This window comes from Streptomyces sp. NPDC006174, from assembly GCF_040614075.1.
Taxonomy (GTDB): domain Bacteria; phylum Actinomycetota; class Actinomycetes; order Streptomycetales; family Streptomycetaceae; genus Streptomyces.
This window is the reverse complement of the sequence record NZ_JBEXTJ010000005.1, coordinates 273,441-292,915: the sequence shown is the minus strand read 5'-3', so window position 1 is coordinate 292,915 and position 19,475 is coordinate 273,441. Positions and strand designations below refer to the sequence as shown.

12 protein-coding genes and 3 tRNA genes are annotated in these 19,475 nt (G+C 70.3%); 11 read left to right on the top strand and 4 right to left on the bottom strand.

Annotated elements, in window-relative coordinates:
- The first annotated feature begins 13 nt into the window (after nucleotides 1-13).
- From ABZ267_RS13600 to ABZ267_RS13590, 3 genes are read left to right on the top strand one after another with little or no spacing between them, the layout of a single operon-like run.
- Nucleotides 14-1,675, top strand: coding sequence for an AMP-binding protein (locus ABZ267_RS13600; protein ID WP_356752171.1), 1,662 nt, complete (start codon nucleotides 14-16; stop codon nucleotides 1,673-1,675).
- 60 nt (nucleotides 1,676-1,735) lie between these two features.
- Entirely contained in the window at nucleotides 1,736-2,074 is a 339-nt protein-coding gene (locus ABZ267_RS13595) for a PadR family transcriptional regulator (RefSeq protein WP_018961692.1), read from the top strand.
- Complete coding sequence (locus tag ABZ267_RS13590) at nucleotides 2,071-3,009, top strand: hypothetical protein (RefSeq protein WP_356752169.1); 939 nt, start codon at nucleotides 2,071-2,073, stop codon at nucleotides 3,007-3,009. The genes ABZ267_RS13595 and ABZ267_RS13590 overlap by 4 nt, the downstream gene beginning before the upstream one ends.
- A gap of 88 nt (nucleotides 3,010-3,097) precedes the next feature.
- Here ABZ267_RS13590 and ABZ267_RS13585 read toward each other — a convergent pair whose 3' ends face one another.
- Nucleotides 3,098-4,126 (bottom strand): diiron oxygenase, encoded by a 1,029-nt coding sequence (locus ABZ267_RS13585; RefSeq protein WP_356752168.1) that lies wholly within the window; start codon nucleotides 4,124-4,126, stop codon nucleotides 3,098-3,100.
- A gap of 213 nt (nucleotides 4,127-4,339) precedes the next feature.
- Here ABZ267_RS13585 and ABZ267_RS13580 point away from each other — a divergent pair, with 213 nt between their 5' ends.
- The 4 genes from ABZ267_RS13580 to ABZ267_RS13565 all read left to right on the top strand — a co-directional run bounded on the left by ABZ267_RS13580 (nucleotide 4,340) and on the right by ABZ267_RS13565 (nucleotide 13,019).
- Nucleotides 4,340-5,140, top strand: coding sequence for an alpha/beta fold hydrolase (locus ABZ267_RS13580; RefSeq protein ID WP_356752166.1), 801 nt, complete (start codon nucleotides 4,340-4,342; stop codon nucleotides 5,138-5,140).
- Nucleotides 5,141-5,276: 136 nt separating this feature from the next.
- Entirely contained in the window at nucleotides 5,277-11,561 is a 6,285-nt protein-coding gene (locus tag ABZ267_RS13575; RefSeq protein WP_356752164.1) for an amino acid adenylation domain-containing protein, read from the top strand.
- A gap of 60 nt (nucleotides 11,562-11,621) precedes the next feature.
- On the top strand, nucleotides 11,622-11,831 hold the full coding sequence (locus tag ABZ267_RS13570) for an MbtH family protein (protein WP_356752162.1): 210 nt from the start codon (nucleotides 11,622-11,624) through the stop codon (nucleotides 11,829-11,831).
- Between the two features lie 45 nt (nucleotides 11,832-11,876).
- Complete coding sequence (locus tag ABZ267_RS13565) at nucleotides 11,877-13,019, top strand: glycine amidinotransferase (RefSeq protein ID WP_356752161.1); 1,143 nt, start codon at nucleotides 11,877-11,879, stop codon at nucleotides 13,017-13,019.
- 162 nt (nucleotides 13,020-13,181) lie between these two features.
- Here ABZ267_RS13565 and ABZ267_RS13560 read toward each other — a convergent pair.
- From ABZ267_RS13560 to ABZ267_RS13550, 3 genes are all read right to left on the bottom strand, one after another.
- Nucleotides 13,182-13,255: transfer RNA gene (locus ABZ267_RS13560), tRNA-Ile, on the bottom strand.
- A 223-nt stretch (nucleotides 13,256-13,478) separates the two neighbouring features.
- Nucleotides 13,479-13,551 (bottom strand) — tRNA-Asn (locus ABZ267_RS13555).
- 5 nt (nucleotides 13,552-13,556) lie between these two features.
- A tRNA-Asn gene (locus tag ABZ267_RS13550) sits at nucleotides 13,557-13,629 on the bottom strand.
- A 182-nt stretch (nucleotides 13,630-13,811) separates the two neighbouring features.
- On the opposite strand from ABZ267_RS13550, the gene ABZ267_RS13545 reads away from it, so the two are divergent.
- The 4 genes from ABZ267_RS13545 (at nucleotide 13,812) to ABZ267_RS13530 (ending at nucleotide 19,467) form a co-directional block, all read left to right on the top strand.
- A complete protein-coding gene (locus tag ABZ267_RS13545) occupies nucleotides 13,812-14,120 on the top strand; it encodes a YtxH domain-containing protein (protein WP_356752368.1) in 309 nt (102 codons plus the stop codon).
- Nucleotides 14,121-14,192: 72 nt separating this feature from the next.
- Nucleotides 14,193-15,638 carry an FGGY family carbohydrate kinase gene (locus tag ABZ267_RS13540; RefSeq protein WP_356752159.1) on the top strand — a complete coding sequence of 482 codons (1,446 nt, stop codon included), beginning with the start codon at nucleotides 14,193-14,195 and terminating at the stop codon, nucleotides 15,636-15,638.
- A 167-nt stretch (nucleotides 15,639-15,805) separates the two neighbouring features.
- Nucleotides 15,806-17,539, top strand: a complete 1,734-nt coding sequence (locus tag ABZ267_RS13535; RefSeq protein WP_356752157.1) for an ABC transporter ATP-binding protein — start codon at nucleotides 15,806-15,808, stop codon at nucleotides 17,537-17,539.
- Nucleotides 17,539-19,467 carry an ABC transporter ATP-binding protein gene (locus tag ABZ267_RS13530; RefSeq protein ID WP_356752155.1) on the top strand — a complete coding sequence of 643 codons (1,929 nt, stop codon included), beginning with the start codon at nucleotides 17,539-17,541 and terminating at the stop codon, nucleotides 19,465-19,467. The genes ABZ267_RS13535 and ABZ267_RS13530 overlap by 1 nt, the downstream gene beginning before the upstream one ends.
- The last annotated feature ends 8 nt before the right edge of the window (nucleotides 19,468-19,475 follow it).

Sequence of the window (19,475 nt, the reverse complement as noted above, 5' to 3'; positions counted from 1 at the left end):
GAGGACAGGGACGTTGGGAGACCAGGACCGAGGCCTGCTCGATTGGCTGGACCAGCCGTCCACCGAGCGCGGCCTGTACTACGCGGATTCCGCCGACGGATGGGAGTTCTGGTCCTACCGTGATCTGGCCGCGCTGGTGCTGAGAACCGCCGCCGCCCTGCGTGCGGGAGGGGTCGGGCAGGGTGACGTCGTCGGCCTGGTGCTGCGCTCCAGCCCGGGCTTCGTCGCCGGGTTCTTCGGCGCGCTGGCGGCCGGTGCGACGCCGTGCTCCATCCCTCCGCCCTTCGCCTTCCAGCGTGCCGACGAGTACGAGAAGCACGCGAGCCATCTGTTCGCGACGGCCGCGCCCCGGTTCACCGTCTGCGACGACGAGTCGCTGGAGCAGATCCGTAAGGTCGCGAGCGGGCTGGGGCTCCAGGAGCCGGTCGCCTTCGACGAACTCGTGGCCGGGGCGGAGCCGCTGGAGCGGCCGATGCCGCTGCCGGAGACCGCGCTGATCCAGTTCACCTCCGGGTCCAGCGGCTTCTCGCGCGGCGTGCTGATCTCCGCCGACGCGCTGCGGACCAACCTCGCCGGCATGGGGCAGTGGCTGGGCTGCGCGCCCCAGTACCCGGCGATCAGCTGGCTGCCGGTCCACCACGACATGGGTCTCGTCGGGTTCCTGCTGAACGTCGTCGTCACCGGCTTCGACGGCTGGATGATGCAGCCGGACGACTTCATCCGCTCTCCGCTGCGGTATCTGCGCTGCATCAGCGACCAGGGCGCCGTCATGACGGCCATGCCCAACTTCGGACTGGCGTACATCCTGCGCCGGGTGAGACCGGACGACCTGCGGGAGCTGCGCTTCGACTCGGTCCGGTGCGTGATCATCGGCGCGGAGCGGGTCGACCGGCAGGTACTGGAGGACTTCCACGCGCTGCTGGGGCCGCACGGGCTCGACCGCGGCGCGCTGCTCCCCGCGTACGGCAGCGCCGAGGCGACCCTGGCGGTGACCGGTCTGGCCCCTGGCGAGGGCTGGTCGGCGCAGGCACCGGACGCCGGTGACGCGGCGTCCCTCGCCGGAGCGGCGGTGGTCGGCTGCGGCCGTCCGCTGGAGGGCAGGACGGTGCGGATCCTGTCCGAGGACGGTGAGGAGCTGCCGGACGGACGGGTCGGCGAGATCGTCGTCACCGGGGTCTCGATCGCGAGCGGGTACATCGGCACCACCGGGTCCGCCTCCGGTACCAGCGTCGACGGCGCGGGCCTGGCCACCGGTGACGCGGGCTTCCTGCGGGACGGGCAGCTCTTCGTGATCGGCCGGCTCGGCGACGGGCTGAAGGTGAACGGGAAGATGGTCTTCGCCGAGAGCCTGGAGGCCCTGCTGCACCACCGGGGCATCCCGGAGCGGCGCGTCGCCGTCCTGCTCGGGGTGCGCGACGGGGTGCCGACCGGCGTGGCGGTGTTCGGCGGCGTGCGGCCCGGCTGGCGGGAGGCCGCCCACGAGGTTCTCTCCGAATGGCTCGGCGACGCGGTACTCCACCTGGTCGAGCTGCCGCGTGGCGGTGTCTCGGTCACCTCCAGCGGAAAGCCGCGCCGGAGGGTCATCTGGAAGGCGCTCTGCGCGGGCGAGTTCAACGCGACGACCCGGCCGCTGACGGCGGGAGCGGAGGAGGACGCACCGGTCGCGGCGGACTGATCGGTCCTCAGCGAACCGTACGCGTGACAATAGTGTGTGCCGCACAGTACAGTGCAGTGCATGGCTACAGAAGAGATCGCTCTTGGCCAGGCCCAGGAGCTGCGTCGCGGCACGGTCGTCCTGGCCTGCCTGGCGCTGCTCCGCAAGCCGCAGTACGGGTACGCACTGCTGGAGACACTCAACGACGCGGGTGTCACCGTCGACGGCAACACCCTCTATCCCTTGCTGCGCCGGCTCGAGAAGCAAGGCCTGCTCACCAGCGAATGGAACACCGACGAGTCCCGGCCACGGAAGTTCTACCGGGTGAGTCCCGAGGGCTCCCGGGTACGCACCTCACTGGTGCGCGAATGGCAGGACCTCGTCGCCTCGATCTCACGGCTTACCAAGGAGAATGGATGAGCACGAACACGCTCACCGAGCGCTACGTGCACGAGGTCGTCAGGCGGCTGCCCGCGGATCAGCGCGACGACATCGCCGACGAACTGCGCACCACCATCGCCGACACCATCGAAGCGCGCGACCCGGCCCGTCCCGAGACGGTCGAGCGCGAGGTGCTGAGCGAGATGGGCGATCCGATCCGGCACGCCGCGCGCTACACCGACCGGCCGCTCGCCCTGATCGGCCCCGATCTCTACCCGACCTACATCCGGCTGCTGGTCTTCCTGCTGACCACCGTGCTGCCGGTGCTCACCGCCGTGTTCGTGCTGCTGGAGATCGTGGACGACAACGGCCTCGGGGCGGCCGTGGGCGCCGGCGTCGAGACCGTGTTCACGGTCGGCGCCCAGATGGTCACCGTACTCACCGTGCTGTTCGCCGTCGCCGAGCGCGCCGGCCACCGGAAGGGGACTCTCATCCGTACCACCGACTGGACGCCCGACGACCTGCCCGAGACCCGCGAGCCCCAGAAGGCCGGCATCGGTGCCGTCCTGACGGCGGTCTGGTACGCGCTGCTGCTCGGCCTGACCGTCTGGCAGCAGCTCTCCGAGCCCTACCGGACCGACGGCGGCGAGCGGATCGCCGTACTCGACCCGGACCTGTGGTCGGGGTGGATCTGGCCGGTCCTCATCGGGCTCGCCGGCCTCGTCGTGCTCGCTCTGGTCCGCGTGATCACGCACGGCTGGACCAGCCGGCTGGCCGTCCTGCACGCCGTCGCCCAGGCGGTGTTCGTGCTGCCGCTGGCCTGGATCATCCAGCAGCGGCAGATCTTCAACCCGGACTTCCTGGCGGACGTCACCGACAACACGACGCCCGAGGTCTACACCGGAGTGGCGCTGATCGTCCTGGTCGCCGGTCTGATCGCCGTCGTCAACGGCTTCCGCGCGGCGAAGAAGTAGGACGGACAGGCGAGAGAAGCTCAAACGCCGGCGCCGATGTCACCCGAGGTGGCATCGGCGCCGGCGCGACCGTGGACGAACCCTGCGGTCAGCGCGTCACCGCCATGATCTCGGGACGCACCAGGTTCTCCGCCAGCAGCAGGCTCTTGACCCGGTCCGAGAGCATGTCCAACTGCCGCAGGACATGGATGACCTGCTGGAACAGCATCTGCCGGTAGGTGGCCATCATCGGGTTCGTCCGGGCGAACAGCAGACCCTGCTCCACGTCGAGTTCCATCCGCTCCCAGACCTCGCGCAGCATGAACCGGCGCGACATCAGCTGGATGGCCTCCAGCAGGAAGTCCTCACGCTCACGCAGCTCGGCGGAGGTCACCTGCCCGTACATGCCGGTGAGCGCGGTGACTCCGAAGGCGATGTGCCGGGCCTCGTCGCTCGCGACCATCTTGGTGATCTGACGGATGATCGGGTCTCCGAAGCCGCTGCTCGCGAGCCGCAGCGCGGTGATCGCCAGCCCCTCCACGACCACCTGCATGCCGAGATAGACGATGTCCCACCGGGATTCCGACAGCAGATCGTGCAGCAGCGTCTTGAGCCCGGGATTGATCGGGTACGAATCGCCCAGCTTCTCGTCGACGTAGCGGGCGAACGCCTCGACGTGCCGCGCCTCGTCGGCGACCTGCGAGGCCGCGTAGGTCTTGGCGTCCATGTCCGGCACCGTCTCCACCAGCCGGGCCGTGGTCACCAGCGCACCCTGCTCGCCGTGGAGGAACTGGCTGCACATCCACGACTGGTACTGCCAGCGGAACTGCGTCAGCAGTTCACGGGGCACGGGACTTCCCTCGCCGACGACGAAGGACGCGAGTCTCCCGCCGCTCTCCTCCGACAGCTCCGCCCCGAAGTGGATCTCGTGGTCCCAATCGATGTCGGTGGTGGCGTTCCACTGCGAGACCTTGTTCTTCTCGTAGAGGTTCCACACCCGGCTGTCGCGCTGGCCGTAGTCCCAGTTCAGGATGGCCTTGAACATCGCGTCGACCTCCATGAGGTCCTCGGTGACGCTGTCCAGCGTGAAGAAGGTCGATTCGGCCGAGCCGGTCACCGAGCCTGGAACTGTGGTCATTGGATTACGGTCCACCCCTCGGGCACGGAACAGGACTGACGCTCGTGGAGTCTGACGCGCCGCGGAACACCTCTCCAGGCACCCATGGGGCAACTTGGCGGCAGACCGGTTGCCGGTCCCGTGCCTGGTTCCGCCGCCGGCCGCCGAACCATGATGGCCGGAAGGGGCTGCCGCCCCTCATGACCGCCGGCCGACCGAAGGGGCGGGACGCGCATGACTGCCGCCGCACCACCCACCTGCTCAGGGACCCCGTCCGGCTCGCGCAGCGCACCGCCGCACCGCGCCGACCACCCCTGGATCGTGGGCCGGGTCCACACGTCCCAGCCGCGGATGCGGCTGTTCTGTCTGCCGCAGGCGGGCGGCAGCGCGGCCTCGTTCGCCCCGTGGCGGCCCGCCCCGCCCTCCGGCGTGGAGCTCGCGACGGTGGAGCTGCCGGGCCGGGGTGCACGCAGCACCGATCCGCTGCCGGACACCATGGAGGAGCTGGCCGATGCGGTGATCGACGGCATCGCGGACGAGTTCGACCTGCCGTACGCGATCTTCGGCCACAGTTTCGGCGCGCTGCTCGGCTATGAGGTCGCCGTCCGGATCGCGCGGCGCGGCCTGACCCCGCCGCGCGCACTGCTGGTGTCCGCGGCACGGTCGCCGCACACCCCGGTGCGCCGGCGTGTGTCGGACCGGGACGACGACGGACTGCTCGCCTGGCTGAACGGCTTCGGCGGCATTCCTTCCGAGCTGTCACGCTACCCGGCGTATCTGCGGTACGCGCTGGACACCGTCCGCCGCGACCTCGCCCTCACCGAAACCTACCTGGCCGCCGGACCGGAGCGGGTCGACTGCCCGCTGCACGTCCTCGGTGGTGCGGACGACCCACTGGTCGGCGGGGCGCAGTTGGAGCGCTGGCGGGACTGCGCGGCGGGCGCGTTCTCGCTCCGGCTGCTGCCCGGCGGGCACGACTACCTCTTCACCGGCGCGCCCGCCACGCTCGACGCCATCGGAAAGACGCTGCGCTGAGGGCGGGAAGCTGCCGGTCGGCTGCCTGTCCCCGCACGCGAACCGTGCGGCAGCATCGCGCTGTCGGCCGCGTCAGCCCGCTCCGCCCGCCGCCGTATCACTGCCACCACCGACCGCTCACGGGGATGACCTCACAGTGAACGAAGCGACCGAGTCGCCGATCGAGATGGCACTGCCCCTCACGCCGCTGCAGGAGGGCATGCTCTTCCACGCGCTGTACGACTCCGAGACGGTGGACGTCTACAACATCCAGGCCGGCTTCGAACTGACCGGGGAGATCTCGGCGGAGCGGCTGCGCGCCGCCTGCGCCGCCACGCTCCGCCGCCATGCCGCCCTGCGGGCCGGTTTCCGGCTGCGCGCCAACGGGAAGCCCGTGCAGCTGGTACGCCGCGTCGTGGAGACGCCGTGGACGGAACTCGATCTGTCGGCGGAGTCGGAGTCCGGACGGCGGAAGCGGCTGCTGGCCTTCCTCGAGGACGAGCGGCTGCGCCGCTTCGAGATGGGTGCGCCACCGCTGATGCGGTTCGCGCTGATCCGGCTGGCACCCGACCACCACGCCTTCGTCATGACGTACCACCACATCCTGCTGGACGGATGGTCCCTGCCGCTCGTCCTCCAGGACCTGCTGGCGTTCTACCGGAGCGAAGGCGACGACACCGCCTTTGGCCCGCTCACCTCCTTCTCGGACTTCCTCAGGTGGCTCTCCCGCCAGGACCGGCCCGCCGCGGAGCAGGCATGGCGGAAGGCTCTGCACGGTCTGGACGAACCGACACTCGTCGCCCCCGGCGCGCCCTTCGCGGAGGCGATGCCCGGCCTGGCCTTCGTGACGCTGTCCAAGGACGCGACCAAGGCGCTGACCGCGACCGCCCGGGAGCACGGCCTCACGCTCAACACCGTCGTACAAGGCGCCTGGTCACTGCTCCTCTCGCTGCTGACCGGGCGCGACGACGTGGTCTTCGGCCAGACCGTGCACGGCCGCCCGCCGCAGCTCCCCGGCGTCGACTCGGTCGTGGGCCTGCTCATGAACGCGATCCCGGTACGGGTGCGGATCGCGCCCGAGGATTCGATGGCCGCCCTCTTCGCCCGGATCCAGGACGAACAGGCCGCACTCGCCCCGCACCACCACCTGGGCCTGGCCGAGGTGCAGCGGCTGTCCGGGCACGGCGCGCTCTTCGACACCTCCACCGGCTTCGGCAACGCGCCCTTCGACTGGGAGGCCGTGCAGGACGGTCCGGCCGGCCTGCGCGTGAGTCTGCTGGAAGGGGACGACGAAACTGCCGGACAGCAGGAGATCACCGGATCGACCCACTACCCTCTGAGCGTCTTCGCCGTCCCCGGCCCCAGCCTGCGGCTCGAACTCAACTACCGGACCGACCTGTTCGACGCCGAACGCATCGAACTGATCGGCTCCCGGCTGAGGTTGCTGCTCGAGACCTTCGCCGAGCGGCCCACGACGCCGGTCGCCGCCGTTCCGCTGCTGACCCGCGAGGAACGGGAGCGGGTGATCGGCGCCTGGGGAGGCCGGCGAGCGGAGACCGGGCAGGTTCCCGACCGCGTACCGGCGACGCTCACCGAGCGGTTCGAGGCCCAGGCGCACGCCACACCCGACGCCCCGGCCGTGGCGGACGGGGAGCGGTCGCTCAGCTACCTCCGGCTCGACGCGGCGGCGAACCGGCTGGCACGGCTGCTGCTGGCCCGCGGCGTGAAGCCCGGCGACTTCGTCGCCGTGGCGCTGCCGCGCGGTACGGACCTGATCGTGGCGCTGCTCGGCACGCTGAAGGCGGGAGCCGGATATCTGCCGATCGATCCCTCCTATCCCGCCGACCGCGTCTCCTTCATGCTCGACGACGCCTCCCCGTCCGTCGTCGTCTGCGCCGGCACCACCCGCCCGGCGCTCATCACGCACCCGTCGGTCGTCCCGCTCGCCGACCCGGCCGTCCAGGAGGAGCTGGCGCTGCTGCCCGCGCACCGCCTGGAGGACGGCGAACGCGGCGCGCCGCTGCGGCTCACGGACGCCGCGTACGTCATCTACACCTCGGGATCGACCGGCCGGCCCAAGGGTGTCGCCGTCGAGCACCGTACGGTCGACAGCTACCTCGCCTTCGCCCGCGCCGCCTATCCCGGCCTCGCCGGACAGGCGCTGGTGCACTCACCGCCCTCTTTCGACCTCACGGTCACCGGCATCTTCGGCCCGCTGACCTCCGGCGGTCTGGTGCGCGTCGTCGACCTGGAGGACTTCGACGCCCCGGACGACTCCACGGTGCCGCCCACCTTCGTCAAGGCCACGCCCAGCCACCTGCCGGTGCTGGCCGCGTCGTCCGACTGGTACTCGCCGACCGGAGAACTGGTCCTGGGCGGTGAGCAGTTGAACGGCGAGGCGCTGGAGAAGTGGCGTGCGGCCCACCCGGGCGTGACCGTCGTGAACGAGTACGGACCCACGGAGGCGACCGTGGGATGCATGGAGTACCGCCTGGAGCCGGGCGATCCGCTGCCGGGAGGTGCGGTGCCGATCGGCCGTCCGGTCCCCGACGCCCGTGTCTACCTCCTGGACGGCTTCCTGCGTCCCGTCCCCGCGGGCATCCCCGCCGAGCTGTACATCGGCGGTGACGTACTCGCCCGCGGCTACGTCAACCGGCCCGGCCTCTCCGCGACCCGCTTCGTCGCCGACCCCTTCGGCCCGCCCGGTTCCCGGATGTACCGCACCGGGGACATCGCGTGCTGGCGGCCCGACGGCGTCATGGTCTACCGCGGCCGGTCCGACGACCAGGTCAAGGTCCGCGGCTTCCGGATCGAACTGGGCGAGGTGGAGACCGTCGTCGCGGCCGATCCCGCCGTCGCGCAGGCGGCGGCGGCCGTACGGAAGGACCGGCGCGGCACCGAGCGGCTGGTGGCCTATGTCGTACCGGCGGACGGCGCGTCCGCGGACCTCGCCACGCTGGCGGACCGGATCGGTGCGCGGCTGCCCGCGAGCATGGTGCCGTCCGCGTTCGTCACCCTGCCCGCACTGCCGATGAGCCCGAACGGCAAGGTGGACCGGGCCGCACTGCCGGCCCCGGACGAGACGCGCGAGTCCGGGCGGCGACAGGGGCTGGACCAGGCTCGGGACGAGAGCGTCGAGGCCGTTCTCGTCGACCTGTTCGTCCAGGTGCTCGGCGTGGACAGCGCCGAGGCGGCGGACGACTTCTTCGCTCTCGGCGGCGACTCCATCACCGCCATCCAGCTCGTCGTCCGCGCCCGCTCCGCGGGCTTCCGCCTGACCCCGAAGCACATCTTCACCCACCGCACCGCGAGCGCGCTCGCCGCCTTCCTCATGGTGAGCCCGGCCGGCGCGGCGGACACCGCGGACGGCGGCCCGGGCGCGGGCGGCCCGACGGCGACGTGGCCGGCGGACGTGATCCCGGCCACGCCGATCATGCTCTGGCTGCGGGAGCAGGGCGGAACGACCGACGCGTACCACCAGTCGACGCTGCTCCGGGTGCCGGCCGCACTCGACGCCGGCCTGCTGGCCACGGCCGTACAGCATCTCGCCGAGCGGCACCAGTCGCTGCGCGCGCGTCTCCAGGAGGACGGGGCGCTGACGCTGGATCCGGTGGACCCGGTGACGTCGCGGAACTCCGTACGCCGGGTGGAGGTCGTGGGTCTCGGCCCGGAAGCCGTCCGTCTCCGGATCGCCGCGTGCGCCCGCGAGGACGCCGACTCGCTCGCTCCGCGCGCCGGCGCCATGCTGCGGGTGACCTGGTTCGACGCGGGCGAGGGCGCCCAGGGCAGGTTGCTCGTCACGCTCCACCACCTGGCCGTCGACGCGGTCTCCTGGCACATCCTGCTGACCGACCTGTACAGCGTCTGGCAGGAACTGGCAGCGGGCTCCGCCCCGTCGGCCGGTCCGGTACCGCTCCCGCTGAGGGAGTGGAGCCTGCTGCTCCGCGCGGCGGCGGAAGCACCCGCGCTGAGGAGCGAACTGCCTCACTGGCGGCGGACTTTGAGCAGAGGCGACGGCCGGCTCGCCGATGTGGAGCTCTCGCCGTCCCACGACGTCTACGCGACCGCCGGTGAACTCTCCCTCACCCTCCCGCCCGAGCTGACCGCTCCTCTGCTCACGACCGTTCCCGCCGTCTTCGGCACCCACACGAACGAGGTGCTGCTCACCGCTCTGGCCGTGGCCGTCGCCGCCTGGCGGCGTGACCGTTCACCCGGTGACGGCGACAGCACCGCCGTACTGATCGACGTGGAGGGCCACGGCCGCGAACAGACGTCGGAGGACGTCGACCTGTCCGGCACCGTCGGCTGGCTGACCACGCTGTACCCGGTACGTGTCGACGCCAGGATCGGCGACTGGGCGCCGGACGACGATCCGGCCGGAGCCCGCCTCGGCGAGGCCGTGCGCCGGGTCACGGCCCAGTTCGAGGCCATCCCCCGGCGCGGCACCGGCTTCGGTCTGCTGCGCTACCTGAACGAGGAGACAGCCGCCGAGCTGGCGGCCCGCCCCGCACCGCAGATCGGGTACAACTACCTCGGCAGACAGGGCGGTGCGGGGACCACCGACTGGAGCGTGGCTCCCGAGTCGGACGTCCTGCCTCTCGGCGCCGACCCCCGTATGGCCATGGCGCACCTCGTCGAACTGACCGCGGCGGTCAGCGACGGCCCGGAAGGGCCACGCCTGGTGGCGCACTGGCTGTGGGCCCGGCGGCTCCTGTCCGACCAGGACATCGCCGAGCTGGGCCGACTATGGTTCGCGGCGCTGCGCGCGCTGGTGGAGCACGGGACGAGCACGGAGGCCATCGTCCCGCGGCAGACGATCCCGCCCGTCCTGCCACGGGAGGGCGGGTCGCTGGGCGGGGAACCGCTCGACCGGCACGACACCGAGCTCGCCGCACTCGGCGCCCGTATCGGCCTGCCCGTGGTCGAGGCCCTGCCGATGACGCCGCTCCAGGAGGGGCTGCTCTTCCACGCCCGGTACGACAGCCGGGACCTCGATGTCTACAACGTGCAGATCTCGTTGGAGGTTCAGGGCCCGCTCCACACCGAGCGGTTCCGGGCCGCCTGCGACGCTCTCCTGGAACGGCACCCGATGCTGCGGGCGGCCTTCCTGCAGAAGCGGTCCGGGGAGCCGGTGCAGGTGATCCCGGAGCGGACGGCCATGCCGTGGCACGTCCATGACCTGACCGGCCTCGACCCGCGCGATCAGGCCGACAGGCTGGCGGCGGTGCTGACAGCCGACCGGCACCGGCGCTTCGACCCCGCCGACCCGCCGCTGATGCGCTGCACCCTGGTCGGCCTGGGCGAGGACCGGCAGCAGATCATCCTGACCATGCACCACCTGCTGGTGGACGGCTGGACCACTTCGCTGCTGCTGCGCGACCTGCTCGCTCTCTACGACCACGGCGACGCGAGCGGCCTGCCCGCACCCGGTCACTATCCCGACTATCTGCGATGGCTGGCCGAACAGGACCGCGAGAAGGCGCGTACGGCCTGGCTGGAGGCGCTGGCCGGGCTGAAGGGCCCCACGCTGGCCTGCCCCGGCACGGACACCGCACGGATCCGCTTCCTTCCGGAGCGGACCGTCGTCACCCTCTCCGAGACGGACACCTCCGCGCTGCTCGACATCTCGCGCCGTCACGGTGTCACGCTCAACACGCTGGTCCGGGTCGCGTGGGCGCTGTGCCTGCACCGGCGGACCGGCCGGCTGGACATCACGTTCGGGGCCACGGTCTCGGGCCGGGTGGCCGAACTCCCGGGCGTCGAGGAGATGGTGGGGGTGTTCATCAACACGGTGCCGGTACGGGTGCGTCTCGACCCGGCCGAACCGGTGGCCGAACTGCTCGAACGCCTCCAGGGCGAGCACGCCGAACTTCTCGATCACCACTACCTCCCGCTGAGCGACATCCAGCGGACGGTGGGAGTGGGGACCCTGTTCGACAGTTGCGTCGTCTTCGAGAACTTCCCGACCGCCGAAACCCTGCCGAGCGGTCCGGACAACGGCTTGCGGCTGACGGACGTCGTCGGCCACGACGCCTACCACTATCCGCTCAAGCTGATGGCCGCACCCGGCCGGCAGCTGGAGCTGGAGATCAGCTACCGCCCGGACCTGTTCGACGCACCGCTCGGGCAGCAGGTGGCCGATCGTCTACGGGAACTGCTGATCGAGCTGCCCGGAGCGCTGGCCCTCCCGACGGGCCGGTTCCTGGAACACACTCCCGCACCACCTGCCGGACCAGGGCAGCAGATGATGTGCGAGCTGATCGCGGAGGTGCTGGGACGCGACTTCGTCAGCGCGGACGAGGACGTGTTCGAGCTCGGCTGCGACTCCCTGACGGCCCTGCGCCTGGCGGGCCGGATCGAGTCGGAGCTGGGACGGCCCGTCGATGTGGAGACCGTCTTCCGCTGCCGTACCGCCCGCGCCCTCGGCACCGCACTCACCTGAGGCCCACGCGAAGCCCGGAACCAGCCCGGGACGAACTCTGAGAACAGAAAGACTGAAACCATGACAAACCCCTTCGACAACGAAGACGGCGTCTTCCACGTGCTCGTCAACGACGAGGGTCAGCACTCCCTGTGGCCCGCGTTCGCCGAGGTCCCGGCCGGCTGGGACGTGGTGGTGTCGGACAGCACCCGCCAGACCTGCCTCGACCACATCGAGGAGAACTGGACCGACATCCGGCCCGCCTCGCTCGCCGCGACCGACGCGGCCTGACCCGTTTCCCTCATCGAACGCTCCGGCAGAGATAGGTGGCTGCACATGCCGAACAACTTCCCCCCGGTCGTCAACTCATGGAACGAGTGGGACACCCTCCGGGAAATGGTGGTCGGCTCCGCCGACAACGCCTGCTTCGAACCGGCTGAGCCAGGCAGCCGGCCCGCGATACGCAACGCTCCCGACCAGCCGTTCCCGACGGGCCCGAAGTCCAAGGAGGCCATCGATCTGGCCAACGAGGAACTCGCCGGTCTCGCCTCGCTCCTGGAATCCCAGGGCGTGACCGTACGCCGCCCCGAGACGCACGACTTCTCCGCCCCGGTCACCACCCCCGACTTCGAGGTCGAGAACCAGTACTGCGCCGTCTGCCCGCGCGACGTGATGATCACCATGGGCAACGAGATCATCGAGGCGACCATGTCGCGCCGGGCCCGCTACTTCGAGTACCAGCCCTACCGGAAGCTGGTCTACGAGTACTGGAACGCCGACCCGCGGGTGGGATGGACGACCGCGCCCAAGCCGTCGATGAAGGACGGCATGTACCGCGAGGACTTCTGGGAGTGGCCGCTGGAGGAGCGCCACGCGAAGATGCACTCGTTCGAATTCTGCGTCAACCAGGACGAGGTGGTCTTCGACGCCGCCGACATGAGCCGGCTGGGCCGCGACATCCTGGTCCAGGAGTCGATGACCACCAACCGGGCCGGCATCCACTGGCTCAAGCGCCACCTGGAGCCCCGCGGCTTCCGCGTCCACCCCGTGCACTTCCCGCTGGACTTCTTCCCGTCCCACATCGACTGCACCTTCGTACCGCTGCGCCCCGGCCTGATCCTCACCAACCCGGAACGGCCGCTGCGCGAGGGCGAGGAGAAGATGTTCCTCGAGAACGACTGGCAGCTGGTCGACGTGCCCCAGCCCGTTCTGGCCAACGACGAGATGCCGATGTACTGCCAGTCGTCGAAGTGGCTCTCGATGAACGTGCTGAGCATCTCGCCGACCAAGGTCATCTGCGAGGAGCAGGAGAAGCCCCTCCAGGACCTTCTCGCCTCATTCGGCTTCGAGGTCTTCCCGATCCCGTTCCGCAACGTCTTCGAGTACGGCGGCTCCCTCCACTGCGCCACGTGGGACATCCACCGCGACGGCGACAAGCAGGACTACTTCCCCTCGCTCCGGTACGAGCCGCTGATCTGACCGTTCCACCCGAACGCGAACGCCGCCACCCACACGATCAGAGACGGCCCCGGACACCGTCCGGGGCCGTCGGCTTGGGGCCAGACACGCCCTTCGCCGCACACAACCATCCCGGGACATACGTATCCCCAGGTCAGAACGATTCTGCCTGGGGACACTGGGTGGGGCGGGTGGGACTCGAACCCACGGCCGACGGATTATGAGTCCGCTGCTCTAACCGGCTGAGCTACCGCCCCGTTTCGGCGTGGCGCGTACAAGTGTGCGCACCGTCTGCCGCAGCATAGCCGGTCATACGATCTCTCGCCTCGGATGGCCGACTTCGCCTGATCTTGAGGACGGCGCTGCGTGCTGCCCGGTTGCAGGGAAGATCGAAGAGACCCGAAAGAGTCACGCCGGGACCGCACAAAGGGTCCGGCCGGGTACGCGAAAGAGGACCCCGAAGGGCCCTCTTCCGTTCCGCTCCCCCGACTGGACTCGAACCAGTAACCCTCCGGTTAACAGCCGAATGCTCTGCCAATTGAGCTACAGGGGATCGCGCTCCCCCGACTGGACTCGAACCAGTAACCTGCCGGTTAACAGCCGGCTGCTCTGCCAATTGAGCTACAGGGGATTGCTGCGTTGCTTCGAAATCGTACCTGCCTGGCGGCTGCCGGGCGGCGCGCGTTCGCTGCGACACATACATTAGCGCAAGCAGGGGGGTGCTCCGCCAATCGGTATCGCCCGGGATGATCTCGGGTGCTCGCGGGTAGGCGGGCTGCACACGTCGCACCAAGCGTAGGAAGGGTGGCAGCCATGCGGTACCGGCTCACGTTCATCGCCGGAGTGGCCCTCGGTTACGTGCTCGGCACGCGAGCCGGGCGCGAGCGTTACGAGCAGCTGAAGAAGTCGGCCCGGCAGTTCACGGAGAACCCCGCCGTGCGCAACGCCGCCGAGAGTGCCGCGCACAGCGGACGGGACATCGCCGACAAGGCGTACCACTCGGTCAGTGACAAGGTCGGGGACAAGGTGCCCGCCTCCGTCGCCGAGCGCGTCCGGTCGCTGAAGGAGCGCAGCAGCCAGAACGGCGGCGCCGAGGACGACTGGGGGACGACCAACACCTGACCGGCCCTACGTAGTCCGTATCACGTGAGGCGGCTGTTACGGGGAAGTCCCGCGGTGCGGCAGAATCTGCGTATGGGCATAGTCGCGGGGCTGGACAGTTCTTCCGCCTTCACTCACATCGTCGTCTGCGACACGGACTCGGGCGCCGTGCTCCGGGAGGGGTACGCCGCCCATCCGGTCGAGGCCAAGGCCACCGAGGTCGATCCGCAGGCCTGGCTGCTCTCGCTCGGTGAGGCGGCCTCCGGCGGGCTGCTCGAAGGCGTGCAGGCCATCGGCGTCTCGGCCCAGCAGCACGGGCTCGTCCCGCTGGACCGGCAGGGCAACCTCGTGCGTCCCGCGCTGCTCGGCAACGACCGGCGGGCGCAGGTGGCCGCGGCCGATCTCGTGGACGCGCTCGGCGGGCGGCAGGCCTGGGCCGAGGCGGTCGGGGCCGTGCCGCAGGCCGCGCAGCCCGTGGCGAAGCTGCGGTGGCTGGCCCGGACCGAGCCGGAGAACGCCCAGCGGGTCGCCGCCGTGCTCCAGCCGCACGACTGGCTCGTGTGGCAGTTGCTCGGCCGGCCCGCCCGGCGGACCACGGACCGGGGCGCCGCCTCGGGGACCGGTTACTGGTCGGCCGGGTCCGCCGCCTACCGGCCCGACCTCGTCGAGCTGGCCCTCGGCCACACGGCCGCGCTGCCCGAGGTGCTCGGGCCCGCCGACTCCGCCGGCATGACGCCCGAGGGGCTCCTGATCTCCGCCGGGACCGGCGAGACGATGGCCGCCGCCTTCGGGCTCGGGGTCGCGGTCGGCGACGCGGTGGTGTCGCTCGGGGCCTCCGGCTCCGTGATGGCGGTGCACCACGAGGCGCTCGCCGACCCGCACGGCATGATCACCTCGTTCGCCGACGCCACCGGGATGCATCTGCCGGTGGTGCACGTCTCCAACGCCGTACGCACGTTGCGCGGGACCGCCGAGATGCTCGGCGTGGACGGGTTGGAGGAGCTCTCGGACCTCGCTCTGAAGTCGACGCCCGGCGCCTCCGGTCTGGTGCTGCTGCCGTACCTGGAAGGCGAGCGCACTCCGCAGCTCCCGCACACCGCCGGCACCCTCAGCGGCCTGCGGCGCGAGTCGATGAAGCCGGAGCACCTGGCGCGGGCCTCGTTCGAAGGAATGCTCTGCTCGCTGGCCGACGCGCTGGACGTGCTGCGCGGGCGGGGCGTGGAGGTGCGGCGGGTGTTCCTGCTCGGTGCCGCCGCCGAACTGCCCGCCGTACAGGCGCTGACTCCGGCGGTGTTCGGCACGCAGGTCGTCGTACCGCAGCCCGCCCAGTACGCGGCGCTCGGCGCGGCCCGGCAGGCGGCGTGGGCGCTCGGTGTCTCGCAGGGCCGCCTCGACCCGCGCACTCCGCCGGCCTGGCAGGGCGCGGCCGCGCAGGTGCTGGACCCGGGCGAGGAGCTGGCGGTCGGACGGGCGGTGCGCCAGCAGTACGGAGCGACCCGGGACCAGATCCACCCGGGCGCCTTCGGCGGGACGCCGTAGGAGTTCCTTCAGCGGGACCGCGTAAAGCGGCGTCTTCGGCGGAACCCCGTAAGAGGCTTGGCGCGCTCCAGCCTTGACCGGAGTTTGGGGAAAAGGGTTCGCCGCTGGAGTACGGCGTACGCGAAACTTGGTCGGCCTCTTTCCTCCGCCGACTCCGAGAGACACGCGTGCTCATAAAACTCCTGCGGGCCCAGCTGGGCCCGTACAAGAAACCCATCGCGCTGCTGGTCCTCCTCCAGCTGCTCCAGACCTGCGCCACCCTGTATCTGCCCAGCCTCAACGCCGACATCATCGACAACGGTGTCGTGAAGGGCGATACCGGCTACATCCTGGAGTTCGGCGGCCTCATGATCGCCGTCAGCGTGCTCCAGGTGCTCTGCAATGTCGGCGCCGTCTACTACGGGGCCCGGACCGCGTCGGCGCTCGGGCGGGACGTGCGGGCGGCGGTCTTCGACCGGGTGCAGTCGTTCTCGGCCCGGGAGCTCGGGCGGTTCGGAGCGCCCTCGCTGATCACCCGGACCACCAATGACGTCCAGCAGGTCCAGATGCTGGTGCTGATGGCGTTCACGCTGATGGTGTCGGCGCCGATCATGTGTGTCGGCGGCATCATCATGGCGCTCGGCCAGGACGTGCCGCTGTCGGCGGTGCTGCTGGCGGTGGTGCCGGTGCTCGGGATCTCGGTGAGCATCATCGTGGCGAAGATGCGGCCGCTGTTCCGGACCATGCAGGAGCGGCTGGACACGGTGAACCGGGTGCTGCGCGAGCAGATCACCGGCAACCGCGTGATCCGGGCGTTCGTCCGTGACCGTTACGAGGAGAAGCGGTTCCGCGGCGCCAACACCGAGCTGACCGATGTGTCGGTGGCGACCGGGCGGCTGATGGCGCTGATGTTCCCGACGGTGATGACGGTGGTCAACCTGTCGTCCGTCGCGGTGGTGTGGTTCGGCGCGCACCGCATCGACAGCGGCGGGATGCAGATCGGTGCGCTGACCGCGTTCCTCGCCTATCTGATGCAGATCGTGATGGCCGTGATGATGGCCACCTTCATGTTCATGATGGTGCCGCGTGCCGAGGTGTGCGCCGAGCGCATCGAGGAGGTGCTCGGTACGGATTCCAGCGTGGTTCCGCCCGTCTCTCCCGTCACCGAGCTGCGCCGGCACGGGCATCTGGAGGTGCGCGGTGCGGAGTTCCGGTACCCGGGTGCCGAGGAGCCGGTGCTGCGGGCCGTGGATCTGGTGGCCCGGCCCGGTGAGACCACGGCGATCATCGGGTCGACCGGGAGCGGGAAGTCCACGCTGCTCGGTCTCGTACCGCGGCTGTTCGATGTGACGGACGGCGAGGTGCTGGTCGACGGCGAGGACGTGCGGACGCTGGATCCGGTGCTGCTGGCGAAGACGGTGAGCCTGGTGCCGCAGAAGCCGTACCTCTTCTCCGGGACGGTCGCGACGAACCTGCGGTACGGGAATCCGGAGGCGAGTGACGAGGAGCTGTGGCACGCGCTGGAGGTGGCGCAGGCCAAGGAGTTCGTGGCGGCGCTGGAACACGGGTTGGAGGCGCCGATCGCGCAGGGCGGCACCAATGTGTCGGGCGGTCAGCGGCAGCGGCTCGCCATCGCGCGGACACTGGTGCAGCGGCCGGAGATCTACCTCTTCGACGACTCGTTCTCGGCGCTGGACTACGCGACCGACGCCGCGCTGCGGGCCGCGCTGGGCCGCGAGACGGCCGGAGCGACGGTGGTGATCGTGGCGCAGCGGGTCTCCACCATCCGCGACGCCGACCGGATCCTGGTGCTGGACGAGGGCAGGGTCGTGGGCAGCGGGAACCATCACGAGCTGATGGACGGCAATGAAACGTACCGGGAGATCGTGCTCTCCCAGCTGACGGAAGCGGAGGCCGCGTAATGGCCGGTCCGGGCGGACGGATGATGGCCGGGGGCGCGCCCACCGAGCGGTCGATGGACTTCAAGGGGTCGAGCAAGCGGCTGCTGAAGCGGTTCGGCCAGGAGAAGGCGTCGCTGTATCTGATGCTGGGCGCGGTGACCGTCAGCGTGGCGCTGTCGGTGGCCGGGCCGAAGATCCTCGGGAAGGCGACCGACCTGATCTTCGCGGGGGTCGTCGGCCGGCAGATGCGGGAGGGCACCACCAAGGCGGAGGCGATCGAGGGGCTGCGCGCGGAGGGCAGCGGCTCGATGGCCGACATGCTCACCGGGGTGGACTTCACACCGGGCGTGGGGATCGACTTCGGCGCGGTGGGCGGTGTGCTGCTGGCGGTGCTGGTGATCTACGTCGCCGCCGGGCTGCTGATGCTGGTCTCGACGCGGCTGTCGATCCGGGTGATCAACCGGATCGTCTTCCAGCTTCGGGAGGACCTCCAGACGAAGCTGGCGCGGCTGCCGCTGTCGTACTTCGACCGGGCCAAGCGCGGTGAGGTGCTCAGCCGGGCGACCAACGACATCGACAACATCTCGCAGACGCTCCAGCAGACGATGGGCCAGCTGGTCAACTCACTGCTGACCATCGTCGGCGTACTGATCATGATGGTCTGGATCTCGCCGCTGCTGGCGCTGGTCGCGCTGGTGACGATCCCGCTGTCGGTGGTCGTGGCGACGCGGGTCGGCAAGCGGTCGCAGCCGCAGTTCGTGCAGCAGTGGCGGGTGACGGGGAAGCTCAACGCCCATATCGAGGAGATGTACACCGGCCACACGCTGGTGAAGGTGTTCGGGCGGCAGGAGGAGTCGGCACGGGACTTCGCCGAGCAGAACGACGCGCTGTACGAGGCCGGATTCAAGGCGCAGTTCGCCAGCGGGATCATGCAGCCGCTGATGATGTTCATCTCGAACCTCAACTATGTGCTGGTGGCCGTCGTCGGTGGTCTGCGGGTCGCCTCGGGCACGCTGTCGATCGGTGACGTGCAGGCGTTCATCCAGTACTCCCGGCAGTTCTCGATGCCGCTGACGCAGGTCGCCTCGATGGCGAACCTGGTGCAGTCCGGCATCGCGTCGGCCGAGCGGGTCTTCGAGCTGCTGGACGCGGAGGAGCAGGACGCGGACCCGGAGCGCGGTGAGCTTCCGAAGGAGCTGACGGGACGGGTCTCGCTGGAGAAGGTGTCCTTCCGCTACGAGGCGGACAAGCCGCTCATCGAGGATCTGTCGCTGAGCGTTGAGCCGGGTCAGACGGTCGCGATCGTCGGCCCGACCGGCGCGGGCAAGACCACGCTGGTCAACCTGCTGATGCGGTTCTACGAGGTGACCGGCGGCCGGATCGCGCTCGACGGGGTCGATGTGGCGACGGTGTCCCGGGACGATCTGCGGTCGCGGATCGGCATGGTGCTCCAGGACACCTGGCTGTTCGGCGGTTCGATAGCGCAGAACATCGCGTACGGCGCTGCGCGCGAGGTCACCCGGGAAGAGATCGAGGAGGCGGCCCGGGCGGCGCACGCGGACCGCTTCATCCGGACGCTGCCCGACGGGTACGACTCGGTGATCGACGACGAGGGTTCCGGAGTCAGCGCGGGCGAGAAGCAGCTGATCACCATCGCGCGGGCGTTCCTCTCCGACCCGGTGATCCTGGTCCTGGACGAGGCGACCAGCTCGGTGGACACCCGGACCGAGGTGCTGATCCAGAAGGCGATGGCGCGGCTGGCCCATGGACGTACGTCGTTCGTGATCGCGCACCGGCTCTCCACGATCCGGGACGCGGACGTGATCCTGGTGATGGAGAGCGGGTCGATCGTGGAACAGGGCACGCACGAGGAGCTGTTGGCGGCCGGCGGTGCGTACGCGCGGTTGTACGCGGCCCAGTTCGCGGAGGCGCTGGCGGAGGTGGACTGAGCCGCCTT